At 48.4% G+C, this 21065-nt stretch carries 17 protein-coding genes and 1 pseudogene; 3 read left to right on the forward strand and 15 right to left on the reverse strand.

Features of this window, described 5'->3' with window-relative positions; translation table 11 throughout:
• A pseudogene (locus tag ACED36_RS11850) lies at positions 1-205 on the forward strand (ATP-dependent helicase); the annotation flags it as partial.
• A 100-nt stretch (positions 206-305) separates the two neighbouring features.
• Here the strand turns inward: ACED36_RS11850 and ACED36_RS11855 are convergent.
• From ACED36_RS11855 to ACED36_RS11895, 9 genes are all read right to left on the reverse strand, one after another.
• Positions 306-1097 carry a putative DNA-binding domain-containing protein gene (locus ACED36_RS11855; RefSeq protein ID WP_371733297.1) on the reverse strand — a complete coding sequence of 264 codons (792 nt, stop codon included), beginning with the start codon at positions 1095-1097 and terminating at the stop codon, positions 306-308.
• Positions 1094-1921 (reverse strand): DUF692 domain-containing protein, encoded by an 828-nt coding sequence (locus ACED36_RS11860; protein ID WP_371733298.1) that lies wholly within the window; start codon positions 1919-1921, stop codon positions 1094-1096. The genes ACED36_RS11855 and ACED36_RS11860 overlap by 4 nt, the downstream gene beginning before the upstream one ends.
• 17 nt (positions 1922-1938) lie before the next feature.
• Positions 1939-2226, reverse strand: coding sequence for a hypothetical protein (locus ACED36_RS11865; protein WP_016959580.1), 288 nt, complete (start codon positions 2224-2226; stop codon positions 1939-1941).
• Between the two features lie 427 nt (positions 2227-2653).
• The gene (locus ACED36_RS11870) at positions 2654-4282 is read right to left on the reverse strand and encodes an FGGY-family carbohydrate kinase (protein WP_371733299.1); all 1629 of its coding nucleotides are present in this window, start codon (positions 4280-4282) and stop codon (positions 2654-2656) included.
• A 20-nt stretch (positions 4283-4302) separates the two neighbouring features.
• Positions 4303-5031: an SDR family oxidoreductase gene (locus ACED36_RS11875; protein WP_371733300.1), complete on the reverse strand. Its 729-nt coding sequence runs from the start codon at positions 5029-5031 to the stop codon at positions 4303-4305.
• Between the two features lie 31 nt (positions 5032-5062).
• Entirely contained in the window at positions 5063-6319 is a 1257-nt protein-coding gene (locus tag ACED36_RS11880; RefSeq protein ID WP_371733301.1) for a sugar ABC transporter permease, read from the reverse strand.
• The gene (locus tag ACED36_RS11885; protein WP_016959576.1) at positions 6316-7122 is read right to left on the reverse strand and encodes an ATP-binding cassette domain-containing protein; all 807 of its coding nucleotides are present in this window, start codon (positions 7120-7122) and stop codon (positions 6316-6318) included. The genes ACED36_RS11880 and ACED36_RS11885 overlap by 4 nt, the downstream gene beginning before the upstream one ends.
• Before the next feature lie 86 nt (positions 7123-7208).
• The gene (locus ACED36_RS11890; protein WP_371733302.1) at positions 7209-8249 is read right to left on the reverse strand and encodes a sugar ABC transporter substrate-binding protein; all 1041 of its coding nucleotides are present in this window, start codon (positions 8247-8249) and stop codon (positions 7209-7211) included.
• A gap of 92 nt (positions 8250-8341) precedes the next feature.
• A complete protein-coding gene (locus ACED36_RS11895) occupies positions 8342-8476 on the reverse strand; it encodes a hypothetical protein (RefSeq protein WP_371733303.1) in 135 nt (44 codons plus the stop codon).
• Between the two features lie 125 nt (positions 8477-8601).
• Here ACED36_RS11895 and ACED36_RS11900 point away from each other — a divergent pair, with 125 nt between their 5' ends.
• Entirely contained in the window at positions 8602-9606 is a 1005-nt protein-coding gene (locus ACED36_RS11900) for a LacI family DNA-binding transcriptional regulator (RefSeq protein WP_016959574.1), read from the forward strand.
• 61 nt (positions 9607-9667) lie between these two features.
• Here ACED36_RS11900 and ACED36_RS11905 read toward each other — a convergent pair whose 3' ends face one another.
• Together ACED36_RS11905 and ACED36_RS11910 are read right to left on the reverse strand one after the other, a co-directional pair.
• The gene (locus ACED36_RS11905) at positions 9668-10162 is read right to left on the reverse strand and encodes a hypothetical protein (RefSeq protein WP_371733304.1); all 495 of its coding nucleotides are present in this window, start codon (positions 10160-10162) and stop codon (positions 9668-9670) included.
• Between the two features lie 216 nt (positions 10163-10378).
• Positions 10379-11275 (reverse strand): DMT family transporter, encoded by an 897-nt coding sequence (locus ACED36_RS11910; RefSeq protein WP_371733305.1) that lies wholly within the window; start codon positions 11273-11275, stop codon positions 10379-10381.
• Between the two features lie 122 nt (positions 11276-11397).
• Here ACED36_RS11910 and ACED36_RS11915 point away from each other — a divergent pair, with 122 nt between their 5' ends.
• Positions 11398-12294 (forward strand): LysR family transcriptional regulator, encoded by an 897-nt coding sequence (locus ACED36_RS11915; protein WP_016959571.1) that lies wholly within the window; start codon positions 11398-11400, stop codon positions 12292-12294.
• A gap of 123 nt (positions 12295-12417) precedes the next feature.
• Here the strand turns inward: ACED36_RS11915 and ACED36_RS11920 are convergent, their stop codons facing one another.
• The 4 genes from ACED36_RS11920 to ACED36_RS11935 form a co-directional block, all read right to left on the reverse strand.
• Positions 12418-14616 (reverse strand): DUF4157 domain-containing protein, encoded by a 2199-nt coding sequence (locus ACED36_RS11920; protein WP_371733306.1) that lies wholly within the window; start codon positions 14614-14616, stop codon positions 12418-12420.
• A gap of 981 nt (positions 14617-15597) precedes the next feature.
• Complete coding sequence (locus tag ACED36_RS11925) at positions 15598-15888, reverse strand: hypothetical protein (RefSeq protein ID WP_017004028.1); 291 nt, start codon at positions 15886-15888, stop codon at positions 15598-15600.
• Between the two features lie 219 nt (positions 15889-16107).
• Positions 16108-17064, reverse strand: coding sequence for an AEC family transporter (locus ACED36_RS11930; RefSeq protein WP_017004027.1), 957 nt, complete (start codon positions 17062-17064; stop codon positions 16108-16110).
• Between the two features lie 182 nt (positions 17065-17246).
• Entirely contained in the window at positions 17247-20264 is a 3018-nt protein-coding gene (locus tag ACED36_RS11935) for a hypothetical protein (protein ID WP_371733307.1), read from the reverse strand.
• Positions 20265-21065 lie beyond the last annotated feature (801 nt).

Consider the following 21065-nt stretch of genomic DNA (forward strand, 5'->3'; position numbering starts at 1 on the left):
TGACGATTATCACCATTTCAATATCATCGAGAAGAAGAACAACATTCGCTTAGATCGAGAACAAGTGGAAGGCTTTGAAGTCGATGAAGCTGCGATTGAAGCGTTAGCGGCGGTGGAAAAACCGATGGCTAAGCCTGAAGGTACAGGCAAGAAGAAACGCAAAAAACAATCGTTTATTCCAGAAGATGTTTGGTTGAGAAAATAGTCGAATAAAGCCAGGTAAGCGACAAGTAGCGACCTGAGAAAAACAAAGCCATCCGAGCCACTCGGGTGGCTTTTTTGTTTGGAGTGCTCTGCTTATTGATTTAGTCAGTTGTTGGCTCGAGGAAAGAAGGAATCGCCAGTATTTCATCGTTGATCCAGCGAAGAAGCATGTGTCCAAACTGCGTTGAGATATCCTCATCTGGGAAGTTCTCCATCAATTTCGCACCAATGTCATTTAACGTCTCACCAGCGCGCACATAACCAATGGCCTCAGACTCGATGGGTGAGAGGCTTCTAAAGTGCGGTGAATGGCCTTTTCGCCAAATCAAAACATCAACAGACTGTTGCAACGGTTCAACCGTCGGCGGTGTCCCGTCTTGATCGATGGCATGCCAGATATCGAGCGTATTGAAGTGGAGTGTAATGATGCTGAGCGTCGGCACCGCGCGAAGACTGCCATTTTCAGGATTGTCACTGGCAATATGCTGCAAGTGTTCCAATGTCATTATTGCACTGTCTGTGCCATCAAAGGCGCGACGTAATGTCCAATCTAAGTTGGCGAGCTCTGCTACCTCCAAATCAGCAGCGAGTTGCTCTGCCAAATATTGCGGAAACTCTTCGCCGTACAATCCAATGTTGTTGTAGACAGAGGTATGGCTTTGCACATAACTGGCAGCGAATTGATTAAACCAATCATCACCCAGATAAGTGACGGTATGCCCGAAGGTGTCTCTCAGTACGTCGATCAGCCTTACGCGGTAGGCATTGTGATAAATCGCCAAGCGTTCTTTAGAGGGTAAACGCTGTGCCGCTTGGTTTACCCAGCTTGCATCTGCGCAGTCATCATCCAATACGATGCGCTGAAAACTGTTTTGAATGGTTAACAGACTCATGCCACACCTTTTTCATTCAGTACGTTGTTGGCAATGGAACGGGCGGTATCTAACTCTTCAAGCAACTCTGCCAGCGGCGGAATATTATCATCACGTTCGACCATGGTTGGCGTATCACCAAAGCGTTTTAGGGCTTGTTCGTAAAGTGCCCATACGCCATGACAAACAGGGTGGTCGTGGGTATCAATTAAGTGATCGCCATTATCCAGATGACCCGCCAAATGGAACTGCTGAACACTGCCTACAGGAATGCCATTAAGGAAATCAGTTGAAGAGAAGCCGTGATTGAACGCACTGACATAGATATTATTAATGTCGAGTAACAGTTTGCAGCCGGTGGTTTGGCTTATCGCTGAAAGGAATTCCCATTCTGTCATTTCAGACGCGGTAAATTCGACGTAGCTGGACACATTTTCCAAAACGAGCGGGCGTTGCAAAACGTCCTGAGCTTGATGAATGTTACGAACGACGACATCTAATGCTTCTTGCGTGAAGGGCAGTGGCATCAAATCATGCAGCTTTCGACCATGAACGCCACTCCAGCATAGGTGATCAGACACCCACATAGGTTCAATGCGTTGTTCAAGGGTTTTAAGTTTGTTGAGGTATTCTTTATCCAGACCATTCACTGAACCAATGGACATGGACACGCCGTGCATGACCATGGGGTAATTGGCACGAATGCGGTCGAGCATGGCCAACGGCTTACCACCGTTGACCATGTAGTTGTCAGAAATGACTTCAAGCCAATCGACCGGTTGAGGCGCAGTCAGAAAATCGTTGTAATGCTGAGTGCGCAGTCCCAGACCGAAGCTTGATGTCATATCACTTCTCCAACCGATTACTTAATATCAGAGATTGTGCCGCCAGCATCTAGGCATTCTTTTGCTTTCATGCCTTTGAAGCCGTGTCCACCACACTGGTTTTGTCCCTTACACGCGTGCTCTGCCGTCTTACAATCAGAGTTACCTTTGCAAGAATGAATGCCATAGCAGTGAACTTTGTCGCCCGCGCCAATTGCAGCGCCCATGCTACCCACTGGTGCTTCCGCGGCAAATGCTGCGCTGGTGCTCATTGCTAGTGCCAAAGCTACAGAAGCAAAAGTGGCGCTTTTTTCAATCTTATCCATGTATATTTCTCCAATATATTTGTATGGATCGGTAGGCAATAGTGTGTTTTAAATGAATTAAATAGGAGTACTGCCACCTATGTTTTACCGTATGTTGAATCTCTATAAATAGAATGATTAAGGCTATTTCGAGTTCCTGAAAAAAGACCCATGGTGCTTGGTTTTTATTTCAATTAATTAAAGGTAAAATGACATTTAATTCTCAATGTATTGTTTTAAAATAAGAATTTTCTCGTATTAATTTCAAATATTGCATTCTCAATGATGCTTAATTCAATCAAGACCTTTGGGTTTTTAAAGTGAGAATAGAGTATTGAATACAAGGATAGGATACTTATTGAATATTTATAAATATCCTAACTGCCGATTGGCGTTATTTAGTGAAAGATGAATGCGTGAATGTATTTTCTTAGTAATAAGTGTGACATCAACAACTCACTGATTTACGCGCTATTTCTTGAAGCGCATTAAACGTCTCAAAACGTTGGTAATGAAGTGTTTGGGTCGCACCTTTTTGAGGGGTGAAGTGCGCGGTGAAGTTCGACATGTTTGCCATGGCAGCATGTATATCAGCGTGAATGCCAGCGGCGACGCTTCCTAGAATGGCAGAACCGAGCAAAACAGGTTCTTCCGTCGCTGGCGCGGTCACTTCACGGCCTGTGGTATCGGCTAACAGTTGACGCACAAAATCGCTTCTTCCTGCTCCTCCGCTTATCACAATACGTTCAATCTTCGCACCTGCTTGATCTTGTGCTTCGATGATTTGGCGAAGTCCATAACCAATGCCACAAAGACCGGCGACATAAAGTGCAATCAAGCTATTCAGTCCATTTTCTAACCCTAAGCCAGAGATCACTGCGCGCGTGTGCGGGTCGGCATGGGGCGCGCGATTGCCGAGAAATTCAGGAACGACATGTAGCCCCTTTGCGAGTGCGCCTGAATTTGATTCACCACCTAATCGCAGCTCGGCTTGTTCAATGAGCCATTCGACAAGAGATAGCCCAGATTGCGCGGCGTGTATCTCTGCCGTGGTTCTGTACGGGTGGAACGCCAACAATGCCTCTATGGCGGCGCCTGCGGCAGATTGACCGCCCTCGTTGAGCCAAAGCTGAGGCACCATGGCGGAATAGTAGGGGCCCCAAACGCCCGGAACAAATACAGGTTGTTGTGTCGAGGTCATGGTGCAAGATGATGTGCCAAACACATAAGCGAGGTTTGCGGTCGCGCCGCCGCCATTTTCAACGCCAATCGAGCCGATACCGCCTGCATGAGCGTCGATCAAACCCGCAGCGACGGGGGTTCCTTCACACAACCCAAGCGCTTGAGCCGCTTCTTTGCTGAGTCCGTTTCCTAAAGGCGTTCCTGCTGACACCACCTGAGTGCCAATACGTGTAAACCCCTCATCAGATAAGGCACTAAGCCCGATGGCGTCGAAATAGCTTTTGTCCCATGAATCCTCATGAGCCATGTAAGTCCATTTGCAAGTTAACGTGCAGACGGAGCGTGCCAAATCGCCCGTTGCACGCCACGTTAAGAAATCGGTTAAATCCATAAATTGCCATGCTTTTTCAAACACGTCAGGGCGATGTTCTTTCAGCCAAAGCAGCTTAGGGGTTTCCATTTCCGGTGAAATTCGACCGCCGACATAATCAAGCACGCGATGACCAATGCCATTGATGCGATCTGCTTGTTCCAGGGCGCGGTGATCCATCCACACCATGATATTGCGTTCAGGCAGGGAAGGGTCGCCAACAGGCAAAGGTTCACCGCCTTTGCCGAGCACCACTAACGAACACGTCGCGTCAAAGCCAATGCCGACAAGGTGTTCAGCAGCAATGCCCGAGGTAGATATTGCGCCGCGCACGGCGGTGACAACGGCTTGCCAAATGTCGTTGCTGGATTGCTCGACGATGTTGCCTTCATCTTTGAAAATCTGAATATCGCACTTATCTGTGCCGATCAAGTCGCCATCGGTAGAAAAAATGCCAGCACGTGCGCTGCCTGTGCCCACATCAATACCTAAAACGTATTGCGGAGTATGAGTTGATTCGGTCATGGTGTTAGCCTCCGCTCGCGCTACAAATCAACGCTGTTAGGCAAGATGACCATGTCTCGAACCACCACGCCGGGTGGTCGCGTCAACATGAATAAAACCGCCTCTGCGACTTCTCGTGGTTGCATGAGTGAGCCATTGGCTAAGGCTTCTTCCATCTTCTCTTTCGGCCAATCATCCAGTAATGCGGTGACCACTGGCCCTGGCAGCACCGCGCCCATGCGAATGCCGTGTTCAGACACCTGACGGCGCGTGGAATGCACGAACGCCTGAACCGCAAATTTCGAGGCGGTGTAAATCGGTTCCCACACAACAGGTACAACGCCAGCCACAGAACTGGTGAAAAGTATGTCACCAGATCTACGCGCTATCATCGCAGGCAAAACAGCACGAACGCTGCGAAATGCCGCATTGATATTGAGGTTAAGCACGCGATCCCATTCATCTGGGTCGCCTTCGGCAGCAGCACCGCCGACATAAGCGCCGGCGTTAGCATGGAAAATATCGAGATCGCCAACCAGTGCGTGAATGCTATCGCCCAGTGCAGAGACTTGGGCGTTATCAAATAAATCCACCACAAGCGGTATTGCGTTCTCGCCCAACTCTTCACAAAGGGCGTTGAGCCTGTCTTCTGCGCGATCAATCAGAACAACGCGCGCGCCTTGCTCAATTAAAATTGTTGCGCAAGCCAGACCAATTCCGGAGGCTGCGCCAGTAATAGCAGCGGTTTTTTTTACTAAAAGATTATTCATTTTCAATCCTTTTCTGACTCTGTTTCGGCGTTTAAGCGCGACCGTGGCTCGCACGGGATTTACGGGCGAGTGAGTCGACGATAACTGCAATGGCGAGTACCGCACCTGTGATCATGTAACGTAGGGATGAACTCAGATTGAGCAGGGTTAACCCGTTTGAAATCGCCATGATGACAAGCACGCCCAGCAAGGCTGACCATGCAGAACCACGACCACCAAACAACGATGTACCGCCGATGACCGCCGCCGCAATGGCATTCAGGTTGACATCGCCAGTGCCGGCTTGTTGGCTGGCAGATGCCAAGCGAGAAGCCGCGAACACGCCACCCAGTGCCGCAAAGGTTGAGCAGACGATAAACGCCGACATGCGAATTTGTTGCACCTTGATGCCTGAGCGCCTTGCCGCCTCTGCGTTTCCGCCCACCGCAAACATAGAGCGTCCCCACTTGGTGCGTGTGAGCGCGTAATCGAGGATCACCACAAACAACACGAACACACCAAACATCCATGGCACGCCTCGGCCAAGTTCGAGGTAAAACACGGCAAAGACCAAGCATACCGTCAGCACTGCCGCTTTGAGCAGCGGAACACTCATACCCGCCGATGACAGATTGGCGGCGACGCGGCTTTTGTTGTTGCGCAGCGCGCTAACAATGATCACCACACCCGGTGTTAATGCGACCAAATAGGAAAACCAACCCGGCATGATCATGATTTGACCAAAACGCACCAATGCAGAGGTGAAGGGCAGGTTGATCGAGCCTGTTGGCCCAAGAATATAAAGCTGGAAACCGAGCAGCGCGAGCAGGCCTGACAAAGTGGCAACAAAGCTCGGCATATCGAAACGATTTCGCAGAAAACTATAGATTGCGCCAACGGCTGCGCCCGTTAACAGCGAGGCGAAGATGGCAATCGGCAACGCAAAACCCGCGTTTACCCATAGTACGCCAATGAGCGCTGAGGATAATCCGCTCATCGAACCAATCGAGAGGTCGATTTCGCCCAGCAAGAGCACACAGACAACACCCAACGAAATCAATCCCACTGCGGCGGCATCAAACAGCAAATTGACCAAGTTGTTCGGGGCAATAAAGACCGGATTCAGCGAGGTGAACACAGCCGAAATCAACACAAGGCCGATAACAACAGGCAGCATGCCTAAGTCACCAGAGCGTACACGATCGATAAACCCGCGAAACGCACCCGCGATGCCACTGTCATAGCGGACACGAGAATCTGCACGGTCAAACTTGGGTAGCGGTGCATTGGACTGTTCATTGTTACTCATGAGATGTCCTCCCCAGCAGCGGCTATTTTGGCCTCACGACGGGAGACAGAGTTTTCACTTGCCCCTGTGATTGCCGCCACAAGTTCTTGATGAGATGTTTCTGCGGTGAAAACCCCATTGTTCTGACCAAGCCTTAACACGACGATGCGATCGGCGACGGCGCGAACATCATCCATGTTATGGGAAATCAAGATAACGCCGTGTCCACGCTCGCGAACACGTTCTATCAAGTTCAGCACTTCTGCCGTTTGTGCAACGCCCAATGCGGCGGTAGGTTCATCCAACATGATGATCTGAGGGTCTAGCAACAATGAACGGGCAATGGCGACGGTTTGTCGTTGGCCGCCAGACAACGAGGCGACAGGTTCGCGAACAGATGGAATACGCGCCGCTAACTCTTGCAACAGCGTCCATGCACGCACTTCCATTTGCACTTCGTCCATGCACCACGGAGACACTTCGTGCCCGAGAAAAAGGTTGGAAACCACATCGAGGTTTTCACACAGCGCCAAGTCCTGAAAAACCGTGGCAATGCCAAGCTCCAAGGCTTCACCAGGGGTGTCTAATGACACTTCTTTACCCAGATATTTGATGGTGCCTGAAGTGGGCTGGTGTACGCCCGCCAAGACTTTCACCAGTGTAGATTTGCCCGCGCCATTATCGCCAACCAAGGCGACGACTTCGCCAGCATGGACATCAAGGTCGATGTTTTCCAGCGCAGTAACCGCGCCAAATTGCTTGCATACGCCACTAAGGTTAAGGATTAACTCTCCGCGACTCGCGATTGAATGTGACTGCTCCATGCTCTTCTCCACCTAAGTAATGAGAGCGCGCCGCCAACGTTCTGGCGGCGGCATGTGTGATGATGAAAACGATGGTGTGATAAACGCTATGGCGTGATGCCAAGCTTCGCGCATGCGGTTGCATATTCTGCTGTGCAGACGGCACTTGGCGATTGAATGCCCGCATCAAAGATCTCTTGTTTGATGTTCGCTTGTGTCACAACAGCAGGGACAAACAATTGAGATGGTGTGTTGTAAAGCGACATTTCAGCCTTTGGCGTGTCGCCATTCAACAAGGTAACGGCGACTTCAGCAGCAGCGGCGGCAACAATTTCAGAGGGTTTTGAAATGGTGTTGTATTGGTCACCCGCGATAATCAATTGAAGTGCTGCGATGGTGGCATCGTTACCCGTTACAGGAGGAAGGGGGTTCACACCTGCGGCTTTCAGTGCGGCAATCGCGCCACCCCCTGTGCCGTCGTTAGCCGCGACAATACCCGTGATTTTGTCACCAAATCGCGTGATTTGACCCGCAGTCCATTCTTGCGCTTTTGGTGGTGCCCAATCTGGCGTATCAAATTCTGACAGGGTAACGTATGGCGATGCGTCTAGCGCACGGTCGATGCCATCACGGATTAAACCCGCAGCAGCATCAGTTGGTGAACCGTTGATTTGTAAAACACCAGCACCTTCAGGAACGCCGGATTGCTTAAGTTGCTCAACCAAAGATTGTGCAATAGCATAACCGATGCCTTCGTTGTCAAATGACACGTAGAAATCAGCCGGGTAATCGGGGATAGGGCGGTCGTATGCGATAACTTTGACGCCCTGAGATTTGGCGATTTGCACTAACGCCGCAGCAGCAGAAGAATCGACAGGATCGAGCACGATCACTTCAGCACCTTGCGCAATCACTGAGTTGAACTGTTGTTGTTGCAGCGCCACATCGGCGTTGCCGTTTTGATAAATGAGTTTGCAGTCGGGACAAAGTGCGTTCATCGCAGTTTTAAAGCCCGGCCAATCGTGTTCTTCATACCGGGTGGATGCTTGGTCTGGCATTAGGAAAGCCACAGTTTGAGCGATGGCAGCAGAAGCAAACAGGGTTGCTGCGACACTAGAAAGTGCGGCTATCTTAGTTAACTTGGTCATTTTATCCTCCGTAATGCTGAGTATGCGCAGGAGCTTTTTGAGGATGATTGCACAAACAATCACCGACTACTCTGAACTTCCTATTCGATTAATTAGCCCAGCGATTCCTTAACTAAGCGCTCAACTAAACGAGAAAGAAGATGTTTTCGAAGTACAAAACCTTCTGCACTGTCGATATTGAACGGCATCTCAACGGACATTGATAAGCTGCTCAATCGATTGTGCATCTTTGCACCATCGTTTAAACTGCGTCAACATCTTGTTAACAACTCAGTGTGAAATTTAACCATCATGGTTTGTTTTTCTCAGAGTTGAGCCGTTTTCTCACCTTACTGTGGCGAATAAGAACAGAATGAAAAAAGAGACGAAACGAACAACCATCTATGATTTAGCGACCCGCATAGGCGCTTCACCAAGTTCGGTAAGCTCAGTGTTGAATGGGACGTGGAAGAAGAGACGGATCAGTGCAAAGCTCGCCGAACGTGTGTTGCAGTTAGCAAAAGAAGAAGGCTATGCGGTGAACGCTCAAGCCAGCTTGCTGCGGCGTGAGCGATCAAACATTGTGGGTATGATTGTTCCGAAATACGACAATCGCTATTTCGGTGACATTGCCGAAAAATTTGAATCCATGGCGCGTTTGCGTGGGCTTATTCCTGTTGTTACCTGTACCCAACGAAGCCCTGACCTAGAGTTTGATGCTGCGCGCGAACTGGTTTCCTATCAAGCTGAATGCCTGATTTCAACGGGCGCGACTGACCCAGACCGTATCTCCGATTTTTGTCATGCGGCAGGCGTTCAATCCATCAATATGGATTTGCCCGGTAGCAAAACAGCGTCCGTGATTTCAGATAACTATGCGGGGGCGTTTGAGCTGACGCAGTTGATTTTGGATCGCTGTGAGCGAGAACTTGGTTGGGTTGGCCCACTGCGTTTTGTTGGTGGGCGACTTACCGATCACAACACGGCAGCGCGTCTTCAAGGTTTTCTCGCCGCGCAGCGCGAACGCGGTATTGCTGTGCCAGACGACTACGTGATGGCAGAGGGCTATTCCGCCAAGAAAGCAGAACAGCTGTTGGCAAACTTTCAACCCACAGGCGCGACGGGCTTGTTCGTCAATTCAACCATTTCTCTTGAAGGTGTGGTCAGTTGGCAAAGTGGCTTGCCGGACGGTGGCGCAATGATTCGCTACGGCTGTTTTGACTGGGACCCGTTCGGTTCATTTCTTCCTGGCAACGTAGGCATGGTAGAACAAGATGTCGAAACCATGCTCGCCAATGTGTTTAACCTGGTAGGTAAAACAGAATCAACGACAGAGCTGATTAAAGTGCCTTGTAAGCTGAGGGTGTTTGGTCCGTGAAACCATGCAAAGTCCTTTAGTCACTATCTTGTTTGACACTCACATATTCAACGGTGATATCTCAGTAAATAAACTGATTGAGGTCGGTTGCAATGGCTTTTGACCAAAGGGCTCTTAAATACTGTTCTGGGCTGTCTTTATACAATTTCCAGTTGTGATAAGAAAAATCGATGGCAACCCGCTCAGCCTCATCTTCCGGATCAGAAAATATGACCTTCATGTATTCAATCTGTTCGTTTGGGTTGTCGGCGATGGCGATGGAATATACCGCGGTTACAGATGTTAATAAAACACTCTTGGCATAATCAAAGCGGTCAATTTCAGCATACTGTTCATCAGACAACTCAGGATTGTTGGCGTCGTCGTAGGTTTCATAAGGCCGATGATGCTCGTCCCATGGGTAATCTTTATCTTCTGTTAAATGTAACATTGCAAGTTCTGCTATGCGTAGTTGCTTGTTAAGTTCTGAGAAATATTGAGTTGAATCAGTGGTCTGAGGCGTAGGTTCAGCACATGCAAATAATGGGAAGAAGAGTATTAAAAGGTATTTTTTCACGTCTGATGTCCTTATCTAGTCGCACTTATACATTTGCCTACCAAAAAATGGCCGTCAAACAAAGTGGTCATATAAGCACCGACTCAGAGAATGTTCAATAGCCATGGTTGGGACTAGCCATGGTTGGGACTAGCCATGGTTAGGACAGCCCTCCTGGAGTGATCTACGTTAATGGCGGTTTAGTGCATTTTTTATCGTGATCTTCATAAGAACCGATCAGTTTCCATGACGCAGGTTCTCTGTCGAAAGTGAGAGGTTGATATTTTCCGTTAACGGCTCTGGCTCGAATCGTATCAAGCCTGCAATCACGATCAGAGAACACGCCACAAGCTCTAAGTAGCTAATAGATTGACCAAGAAGCATCACACTGAAAAGTAATGCAAACACGATTTCAAATGTGCTAATCATTGTTGCTTTTTCTCCTCCGATAAGAAGGCTTCCTCTGACAAACAGGTATTGAGGAATGGCGGCAGAAAACACGCCTAACCCTAGCATAAGCCAGCTTTGTTCCGCGTTTACTGGCAGAACGATCGTCGGTTGTATCATCCCTACCAGCGGCACAATCACAATCATATGCCCAGCCATCGCAGCACTCATTCGTTCACCCACCTTCAGTGGACGCACTGGACGAGAGAAATAGTTAATCACCAAGGCATAAGACGCGGGCGCGACGAAGCAAAGTAAGACCTGCCCCACAGAGGCATTCGATGCTCCAAAAGAACCCTGCATCAATGACACCGCGAGACCAATGATCCCCGCAGCAATCATGCGATTTCGGGTAATGGCTTGGCCGAAACATAGCCAGCCGAGCAACATCGCGAATAAGGGGTACGTGTAGTAAATCATAATGACAGAGGTGGGAGATACCCAATGCAAGCTTTCAAGAAACGCCAGCATTCCTACTCCCGAACATGCCCCCACCGCCATACTTCTTAGATATTCGGACCGATTGTGTTTCATCGCCCCCAAATAGGGCAAAACGAATAACATGGGAATACCAAACCGAAACAATGCAACCACTTCAGGTGAAAACCCTTGTTGAAACAATAGCTGGGACAGCAACGGATTTAATCCAAACCCGATTGCCGCGCCAATCATCATCACTGTTCCCATGTCATCATTCCCATTATTCCCTTAGCGGTGAACGTTTATTCACCAAGACTCAATGGATCATAGCGATACTTCCGTCATATAATTAATGAAAATCACGCGTTATACATGAAGAACTCTCATCTATGCGATTGGACATTAAGCACTGGAAGCTATTGGAAGCCGTCGGGAAACATGGAAACTTAGGGCGCGCAGCAGAGGTCATTGGTGTTACGCAATCCGCCCTCAGTCACCGTCTTGCTGAGGCAGAGCGACGTTTAGGTAACCCCATCTTTGAACGAGATGGACGCAGATTACGACCCACACCAGCAGGGCATGCATTAATACAAGCAGCGCAAGTGCTGCTACCTGAATTGGCGCGTGCGGAAAAAGATTTTGAGCTGACAGCGCAAAACGCCAATCACCTCGTGAAAATAGGTATTGCGGCATACAGCGCTTACCATTGGGTTCCCGGTTTTTTAGCGTCTCTCCCCGTGAAACGCGAGAAGCTACAAGTCGACTTTGTTGCAGCAGCAACACGCGAAGCAGAAAACACATTGCTCACTGGCGCAACCGATTTGCTGATTTCCCCAGTGAATATCGACAACTCGGCGTTTTCATCCGTCCCATTGATTCAAGATGAACTCGTCCTCGTTACCCATCCTCAACATCCTTTCGCTGATAAGCCTTGGGTGATAGCACAAGACCTGTCAGACGTGGATTACCTCACCTACAGCCTTGATGCGTTGCCGGGGTTTGAGTACGAACGGTTTATCAAACCGTCCGGTATTCGTTTACGTCATATTCAGTCTGTCGAAATGACGGATGCCATTGTTGAAATGATCGCGGTTGACCTTGGGATCAGCATTCTTTCCAAATGGGCCATTACTCGATCTTTGAAGCAGGAACTGGTTGTTGCGGTGCCGTTAACGGAAAACGGGTTGCCGTTAACTTGGCATGTCTTAACCCGAAAATCAGACGCCAAGCACCCAGCCGTGCAATTAACGCTGAATGCGCTGTGTGAATGGTTTACTGCGAATTAGTTGCCTAGCTAGCTTTGGTTCATTTCTTGCTTGCAATGTCGGTTTGGTGAGCAAAATATGAAACCATGATCATCAATGCGTTAGGTTAGGGGAGGGCCAATCGTGGTCTTTGGTCACCACAGATTATAAAGGCACGCTTCCATTAAGAATTTGGCTTCTTATGCTTGCGAGAGCGTCTAGCACACCCGCTCGTCCGCCATGAGAGGCTTGGATGAGTTGCTCATTGAGCCACCGAACATATCGTCTTGTGTGGATCGTAGAGTGGATTTGGCCTGTGCTGACGTTGGGAACGCCGTACTCGGAAGCTAGCCATACGCCGTTTCTTTCTGAGTTAATACCGATATTGAACCGTTCAAGAATCTCTCTTGCTGGTCCTGCTTCTCGCATGCCTTTGGGGATCATGTGATGCGCGTGATGACCCGGCGGCCTTGTCGCCACTGTTCGTTCAAGGTTCGCTGCAAGCACGTCGGCATCAGAAAGAGATCGGGTTCTAGGGCGTGTGGTTGTGCCTGTTGCTCGCGTGCCTTCAGGGGCAACATCTGGTCTGCGATGAGTCGATTGCGCATCGGCAAATTCTTCCAAAATCTCAAGACGCCTCGCTTCATCAGGGGTTAAATTTTGGGGAGCGTCGGGTTCAGCGCTGCGTCTCGTGCGAGTAGACCCTGAGCCAGAAGATCTGGATGACGATCCTGCTTCTTCAGCCACTTCTCTCGCACCACGTGTACCGCTTCCAAGCTGGGCAGAATGGGCCGTCATCTGCATGCCTTGTTGAGCAAATGGCCCTAGTCGACCAAGATCTAATGCCATGCCACCACCGCCACTCATCGCTGCAGCCCCTCGGCCTGACGCAACCACCGCTTCAGCGGGAATAGGTGCTAACACTCTCGTTGCGCGAGCGGGGGCAGTGGTCGCTCCCGAGCCCATTGTCGCTAAAAAGATCTCAGCTTCGCCAAATAGCCGCCCAATGTAGCGTGCTTGCTCTTCCGGTGACGCGGACATAAAGGTGTTCAGAATTTGGCGTCTATTTCGCCAGAAGGTAGAAATGGTTTGGGGTAGCTCCCCAATACTGCGAATAAAGCCGACGGGGTCTCTTACCATATCGATAAATGATGTTGCCATGGCGACGCCAGCTTGTCCCATGCCATGAAAATACGCGAAAATTTGGTCTCTAATCTGGCCTTCGGACAAATCCGTCCAAAAGCTTTGTCCGAATGTGAGCTCCTCCGGAGGCTCAAAATCTCGATAACTGCGGCTGTGAGTACGAAGTAGTTGGCGAAAGCGACGCCATCTCGGTCCTTCCAGCTCACGAGAAACAGCGGTAACACCACTGCGGAATTTGTATCCACCAAATGCGCCCGCATAGTAATGGCGATTATCTAAAGCGCGTAAGAACAACTCAAAGCGATATTGTGACGAGGTGTAGCGTTCAATAATCACGAGAATTTGCGCTTCTTCTCCGTCGCTAACGTGTGTTTCTTGAACCAAATTCATGATGCGTTGAATATCACGACGCATCGTATCTGGATCTGGTGTTTCCAAGCGTCGTCTTCGTGCTCGACGTTCTGCGGGTGTCGGTTCAGGCTCAGGTTCTGACGTTGTCATTCTTGCCAGCGCTTGTGATGCCATGTCGAGGTTTTCTTGCAATGCTTGGCGATCAATCGATCCCTCTGGAAAGTTTTCGATATAAACGAGCATGGCTTCAAGCAACCTTTCGACGGTCTCCACATCCAGACCTTCAAAATCTGACATCAAAAGTTGCTGCGTTAAGGACTTGTCGAAAATGTCTGCACGAATGGTCGATGGCGCGCCTGATTGCCATTGGAGAACATGAGCCAGTTCATGCGCGAGCGTCATGTTGGGTTGAGTTTCTACTTTTGAACTCAACCAAACATGATCTTCAATGGCAAAGGCTTTTGCGCCTAGCGCGCGCGTCGCCAAATCAGCGGTGCTGTTTTGATGAATTCTCACTTTGCTCAAATCTCGTCCCATACGAGATTCAAAGAAACCCCTTGTCGTGTTGGGTATGGCAACGCCTCCTGATGTGAACGACGACAGATGACCGTTTTGCCGAGACGGATCGGGCGCTTCATCGCGGGGCATGCTGAATGACGGTGACATGCGCATCGTGTTCTCGGCAATGTGGTCAGCCTCTTTTTCATAGTCTGATGTCGATTGACGACCGCTGAACATGTTTGATGTTTCGGGAGTGGAAGGGGAGACCGAAGGCATCGCCCTGTGTTGGGTGATTGGCCGCTGCGTCGTTTTGATAGCGCGAGAATGTATAGATTGAGAAGAAACAGCGCGCGAAGACTGAGGGAGCATTAGGCTCCTTTGTGGCGATCCATGATCGCTGTGCGGTTCTGATTGTGTTTTTTGAGCAAAAATTGGCACCCAAATCGCCTATAAAGGAAATGGCTATTTAAGGATATGCCATGCACTAAAATGGCATGTCTTTTATGTGGGCTTTTGTGGTGTTGTGGTTGGGCGTTGCATCGATACAGAAAACAGAGATGCGGGCTTTGTCATTGCGTTTGATGATGGTTTACGGTTGAGTGCTACGAAAAAAATATCGACCAACCGTTAATGCCGGATGTTTAGGCGACGTCTTTGAGTCAGAAAATGCATAATAATGATCATAATATATTGATTTTATTATATTTTATATCTCAGTTCTTGCTAGCCACTCAAAGGCTCGTAGCGGTTAACAATATGCAGGCCTAACGCATTTTCTTGAACTTCTAACAGCATCAAATCGCCTTGATAATGTGCTGTCCAAATTCGTTTTGGTACCACCATTCTGAGAGTGCCAAACGATTCATGTTCCAAGTATAAAACGTGCGTTTGTCCTCTGCTGAATACGCTCGTACGCTTTTCAACTACGGGTACAATAACTTCAAATGGTTCACTTGTTGGCGTGTAGAAAGAAAGAGTTCCTACGAAAATAAGGGATAGGCATGCGTACAAGTGCGGTCGTTGTCTTCTAATAAAGTGCCTGTCATCATCAAATTTTGTATATATCTTTAATGGGTCTTTTCGTCGATACAAAAAAAAGCCAACGAAAAGCCCTGTACCAAATGTCGTCAATACAACCTCAAACCCATGAAATAGCCTGTTGTCTACAGTTAAGCCTATCCATACAGTAAGGACATACAGCGTTATAAATAAAAGTAATTTTAGATTATCAGACTGAATAGCCACTGACTTGATAGGCACACTTGAGTAGATGAGGATTAACGATTGAGTGTGATGAGAAGCATATGACCACCGCGTCCTTTGCCATGCAACCTATCTAAGCTAAAACAGCTACGACATGATCGCTTTGCTTCTAAAAAGCGTTTTTTTGCACGAAAGGCAAATATGCTTGTAGCGAGTGTCTTCATGTACCGTTAACGGCTGAAAAATAACTTTATCAGAACTACAACTGTAACATTTGGCATTTTCTGGGTCATCCGCTTTGCACTCCGGATGTTTTGACAAGTACTCTGAAAGTGTTGGCAGTTTTTGCCAATCTTCATCTTGCGGCTTAGAGTAAAGTACAAAGTAATAGAAGGCAGCTGCGCCAACTAAAGCAAGTATCGAAACACCAACATCCATTTTCTCTCCAAAATATCCAAAAACATAAGTGTCTATTTTTTAACACCTCTAAGCTTGGGGTTCTCTTTCGTGAATGTGGAAATGCGACGTAATGTAACTTTTCTGCTTAGGCTCGAAGCCCTCTTGCAAAATGAATGCGATGCTAGAGTAAGCGTTCAGAGGCGATGTGATTTTTTAGCGCCAACGCACTTTGTGGAAAAAGTAGTGACTATCGTCTCGCTATATCAATCCATACGCCTTGAGAACGATAATACCCACTGTACATGTGACAGCAGAAAGCACCGTGGTAAATGCAATCATGTTAGCTGCCAGTACGGCATTTCCACCCATTGAGCGCACCATGACATAGCTGGCTGCCGCGACGGGAGAGGCATTCATGAAGAATAAAATGCCCAACTCTATCCCCCTGAAGCCAACCAAATAGGCCCCCAAAGTGATGAGGATCGGCGCAACAATGAGTTTGTAGCTACTGGCAAACCACGAAGGTCCTTTCTCTTTTTTCATCAAGCTAAAATTAAGCGAGGCACCCGTACATAACAGTGCCAAAGGAAGCGTCATTTTCGCCAAGTAGTTTCCTGCATCAACCACCACGTCGGGCACGGGTATGGAAAGCATGTAAAATGCCATGCCAGAAAGAATCGAGATGATAAGCGGGTTTTTGGTCAGGGTGCGAAACATCAATTTCGCGGTTTGTGCCCCAGATGCTGCCCCTTTGGGTGAAAGGCAGATAACCGCTTGTACGTTATAGATAAATGTCGTGACCGCCACATACAAGGCTGCCAATGCGACGCCTTGCGAACCATACGCGTTCGCTACAAAAGCGATGCCGATGATACCGGTGTTGGCACGGTAACTACCTTGAATAATCACGCCTTGGTGGGGTGAGTCTTTGAAGATCAATTTGACCGAGAGATAGGCAAAGATAAAAAACAGGATGCTGGCGATAATGCCGTAGTTTACAAACCCACTTGCGGCAGAGAAATCGTGCTCAGAGACGACAATACTTAAAAACAGCATGGTCGGAAGGGTCACTTGAAAAACGAGCTTTGAACCGACTTCGATGAAGTTGTCGTTAATAAGGCCGATACGTTTGAATATCACCCCGAGTATCAGCATTAAGCAGATAGGGCCGGTGATAGATACCGAGAATTGCAATTGGTGTAGAGCGTCTCCCATGAGCGCATCCATAACGAAAGAAAAGGAAACCTTTTGTCATCATACAATGAAATCACACATTATTGGGAAGCAGTTCAACCTCCCTTAAGCAGGGAGGTTGAATTGATAAGCTAATGTGCAGCGTCAGCAGTCAACATGGCCGGAGGGCTTCGTTAAGTCGCCGAGTGAATTAAAGACCCGCTTTACACAAAGACAAAGTCATCCGCAGTGATATCAGACACATTGGTGTTTTTAAACAAGACATGCACGTAGTCATCAACGTATTCTCTCCCGCCAACCGAGTACGGACGGATCAGTTCTACTAGGGTGTCGCTGCCTTGCTGTGTGACGATGAAATCATCAAAATCAATTTTATCGGCATTGTAATGAGAGAAAAGTACTTTATCGATGCCAACTTCGAAATCGGAAATCGTATCCGTTTCTACGATGCTGAAATCAACCTGATCATCATCAACAACAAAGGTGTCCGCGCCTTGACCGCCTGTCAGCGTGTCGAAGCCAACGCCACCTTCAAGCCAGTCGTTTCCAGCTCCACCTTCTAGTGTGTCATTGCCTTTTCGGCCAATAAGGGTGTCATTGCCATCGCCCCCCACAATGTGATCGGCGCTGTTACGACCAATCAACGTGAAGTGAAATTGGCCACCATTGAGATCGGCGAGATTGATGTTTTCTAGCGTGAATGACGCTTGGCGAGAACCTTCTATCAGCACGTCACTGCCGACTTGTGAAAAGAAGTCGGTCACGCTATAGATCCCATCATCATCGAGGTGATGAAGACTCAAACTATCTAGCGCATGAGTGATTTCCACACTGTCTTTATCTATTTCAAAGTCAGTCACTGTATTGTGATATTGGCTATTTTGACTGCCATTTTTTTCATAGTCTCCGGCTTTAAACGTATCTTCACCTGAACCACCCGTGAGTATATTGTTGCCAATGTCTGCAACGAGCAGATCATCACCCGCGCCGCCGTCTAGTTGGTCGTTGCCGCCCTCGGCATAGAGTTTATCGTTACCCTCGTTACCGAATAGCGTGTCACTACCTCCTCCTCCCCAGAGTTGATCGTTACCGTTGCCACCAGAAACTGCGTCGTTGCCTGCGCCGCCATCGAGTGTGTCGTCACCGCCGTCACCTTCGATGATGTCGTTGCCTTTTTCTCCTGAAATTGTGTTATTTGCATCATCGCCAAGTAACGTTTCGTTTCCATTGTTGCCACGAATGACATAGGAAACTTGCTCGCTTTCAAACGAGGTAGCGTCGAAATTTTTCAGGACAACCTGGAAATATTCATTAAGTTCTAATACAGCTGCGGAGCCTACTTGCTTCGCGGTAATCATCGATAAATCAAAGCCGCTTAGATTGTAAGAGTTAAAGGAGATGGTCAATGTGTCTGTGCCAACGGTGAAATCTTCAATCTGCACAGTTTGAATATCAGTAGAGGTATCGGTGCTAGAAAAACGGATTTCTTGTCGTAGTTCGAAAGTGTCATTACCATCTCCACCCGCCAATATATCGTTACCGCCCCTGGACGTTAGGGTGTCATCACCCGCACCGCCATCGAAGTATTCAGCGTTATTCGTATTGTTACCGATTTTCTTTATGTTGATGGTGTCGTTGTTCGAAGCAGTAGAAAAGCGCCAGTAGCTATCGGCATAACTCTGCCAATCACCCAGTCTGTCTGAGTAGGTGTTTGCGCTCGTAAAAGCAAAATCTGAAGTACTGAGATCGGTCGCTTGGACCTTGTTTAGAATAATGGTCGAGCCATCTGACAGGGTTATACGTGTTGTGATGCCATGCTGCTCGATGATCAGATCGTCAATGCTGTTGGCGAGGCTTGTGTCGATGCTGATGGTATCGACACCTATTTCAAAATCAACAATGCGGTCATGACCAATGGAAGGGGTCTCATTAGGGATGACATCTTCGCTGCGTAAAATCGAATGCCCAAAATGAAATATATCTGCGCCGCTTCCGCCAATCAGAAGCTGGTCTTTGCCATTTCCTGACAAGTAATCGTCACCCGCGCCGCCGAAAAGACGTGTGCTGTCTGCAGTCGAGCCTTCGATAAGTAAAACGTCATCGCCTGTGCCACCTTGCAACGTGTCGTTTTTACCAAAGCTCACCAGCACATCATTACCGCTTCCGCCACTAACCAGGTCACCGCCAAAGCCTTCAACCCAATCATTGCCTGCGCCGCCAATGGCAACATCGGCAGTGTGTGCATTGGCGAAAATAATATCCTTGCCACCGGCACCGATGGCCAGTTCGCTGTCAATGATCGTATCGTCACCGGAAGCGCCATAAGCGCGATCATAGCCAGAGCCACCATCTAGCGAATTATTGCCATTCCCACCGAAGAGTGTGTCATCGCCTTGGTCGCCGAAGAGCGTGTCATTACCGTTTTGACCATTGAGCGTGTCGTCGCCTTCGTTACCATAAAGCTTATCGTTACCTTCGCCACCATATAGGGTATCATTTCCTACATTGGCAAGGAGGGTATCATCGCCATCACCGCCATTTAGGATGTCATTGCCAGCGCCGCCAGTGAGCTCGTCATCACCTGAATCCCCCTCAAGCTGGTCGTCTCCAGCATCGCCAGAGATCTCATCGTTGCCTTCACCGCCGGAAAGAAAATCGTCGCCAGCGCCACCATAAAGCTTGTCAATGCCATCTTCACCATGGAGCGTGTCATTGCCTCCGTCGCCATATAAGCGATCTGCACCGTCTCCGCCATGCAAGGTATCGTGGCCTTGTTCACCATACAAACTGTCATTGCCTTGGTCGCCGTAAAGCACATCGTTGTGCAGGCCACCGTAGAGATGATCAATTCCTAAACTGCCATAGAGCTCATCGTTTCCGCTCTCGCCATAGAGACGATTAAATCCATAGTAAGGGCCAGTAGGGGCGGTATCGGTCATGCCGTAGAGTTTGTCGTTACCATCACCACCGTACAGCGTATCAGAGCGCGAACCACCATGAAGCTCGTCATCGCCACCATGGCCATAGAGTGTGTCGTTGTAATCTAGCCCATAGATACGGTTATCGTTTTCATCGCCATGAAGGGTGTCGTTTCCATTGGTGCCAATAATGTCTGAAGCAGCACGGGTTGTTGAGGCCGCGTTAATGACGCCGTTCTGCTGCTCTTTGGGCGTCAGTGAGAGTGAATTTGGCTCAGATAGATCTTGATCGTTGATGTTCATACCTTTCTCCAAGTAATGTTTTCCGCGTGGTTTTGAATGCGTTTTTGCAACCGACGCGGACGTTGATCCTGAAAAAGTGGCTGATAATTGTTGTTTGCCACTGCATCAATTAGAAGCAAGGATGGGGATGAAATCTGTACTAACTATTAGACAGCCGCGGGTTAGCGCCACTTTGGTTCACAAAATAAAGTAAAAATGAGGCACATGGTGAGTAGGGTGCTTCAACGACATTGAGTGAGAGAGGTGTGGGCTTTGTTTTTTAGTTTGATGATGGTTAATGGTTAATGGTTAATGGTTAATGGTTGAGTGAGATGAGAGGCATATCGACCAATCGTTAATGCTGGATGTTTACGCGACGTCTGTGCGCTAGATAATGCAAAGTAGTGATGGTTGTGAGGTTTTGGTTTTCTTGGGGTGTATGTCCCGACTTCAACTGTGTGATCAGCCGTTCTCAATCCAGCCTCTGCAGTGTTCATAGGATTTCTGGGCTTGTTCATCGTATCTACACAGAAATGAGCAATGAACACAACGTGAAACGCAGTTGTAGCAAGGGGTTGCGTCGATACTGATGAGAGATGAACGGGGTTTAGTCATTAGTCATCAAAATGGTTGGCAATCAAACAATATGAAAAGGATATCGTTCAAAAGGCAACCATTCATATTTAATCAGTGTCTTTGAGCTTGAGGGCACTGAATGCATGCAATTGACAAAATTGTGTTTTTCTAAAGGTGCCTGTCCCCGCTATTCCCCGCTATTCCCTCTGCTATTATGTCCTTTGTTCGTTATGCGACTCGTTTATG

This window comes from Enterovibrio sp. FF113 (genome assembly GCF_041439165.1).
GTDB lineage: Bacteria > Pseudomonadota > Gammaproteobacteria > Enterobacterales > Vibrionaceae > Enterovibrio > Enterovibrio norvegicus_A.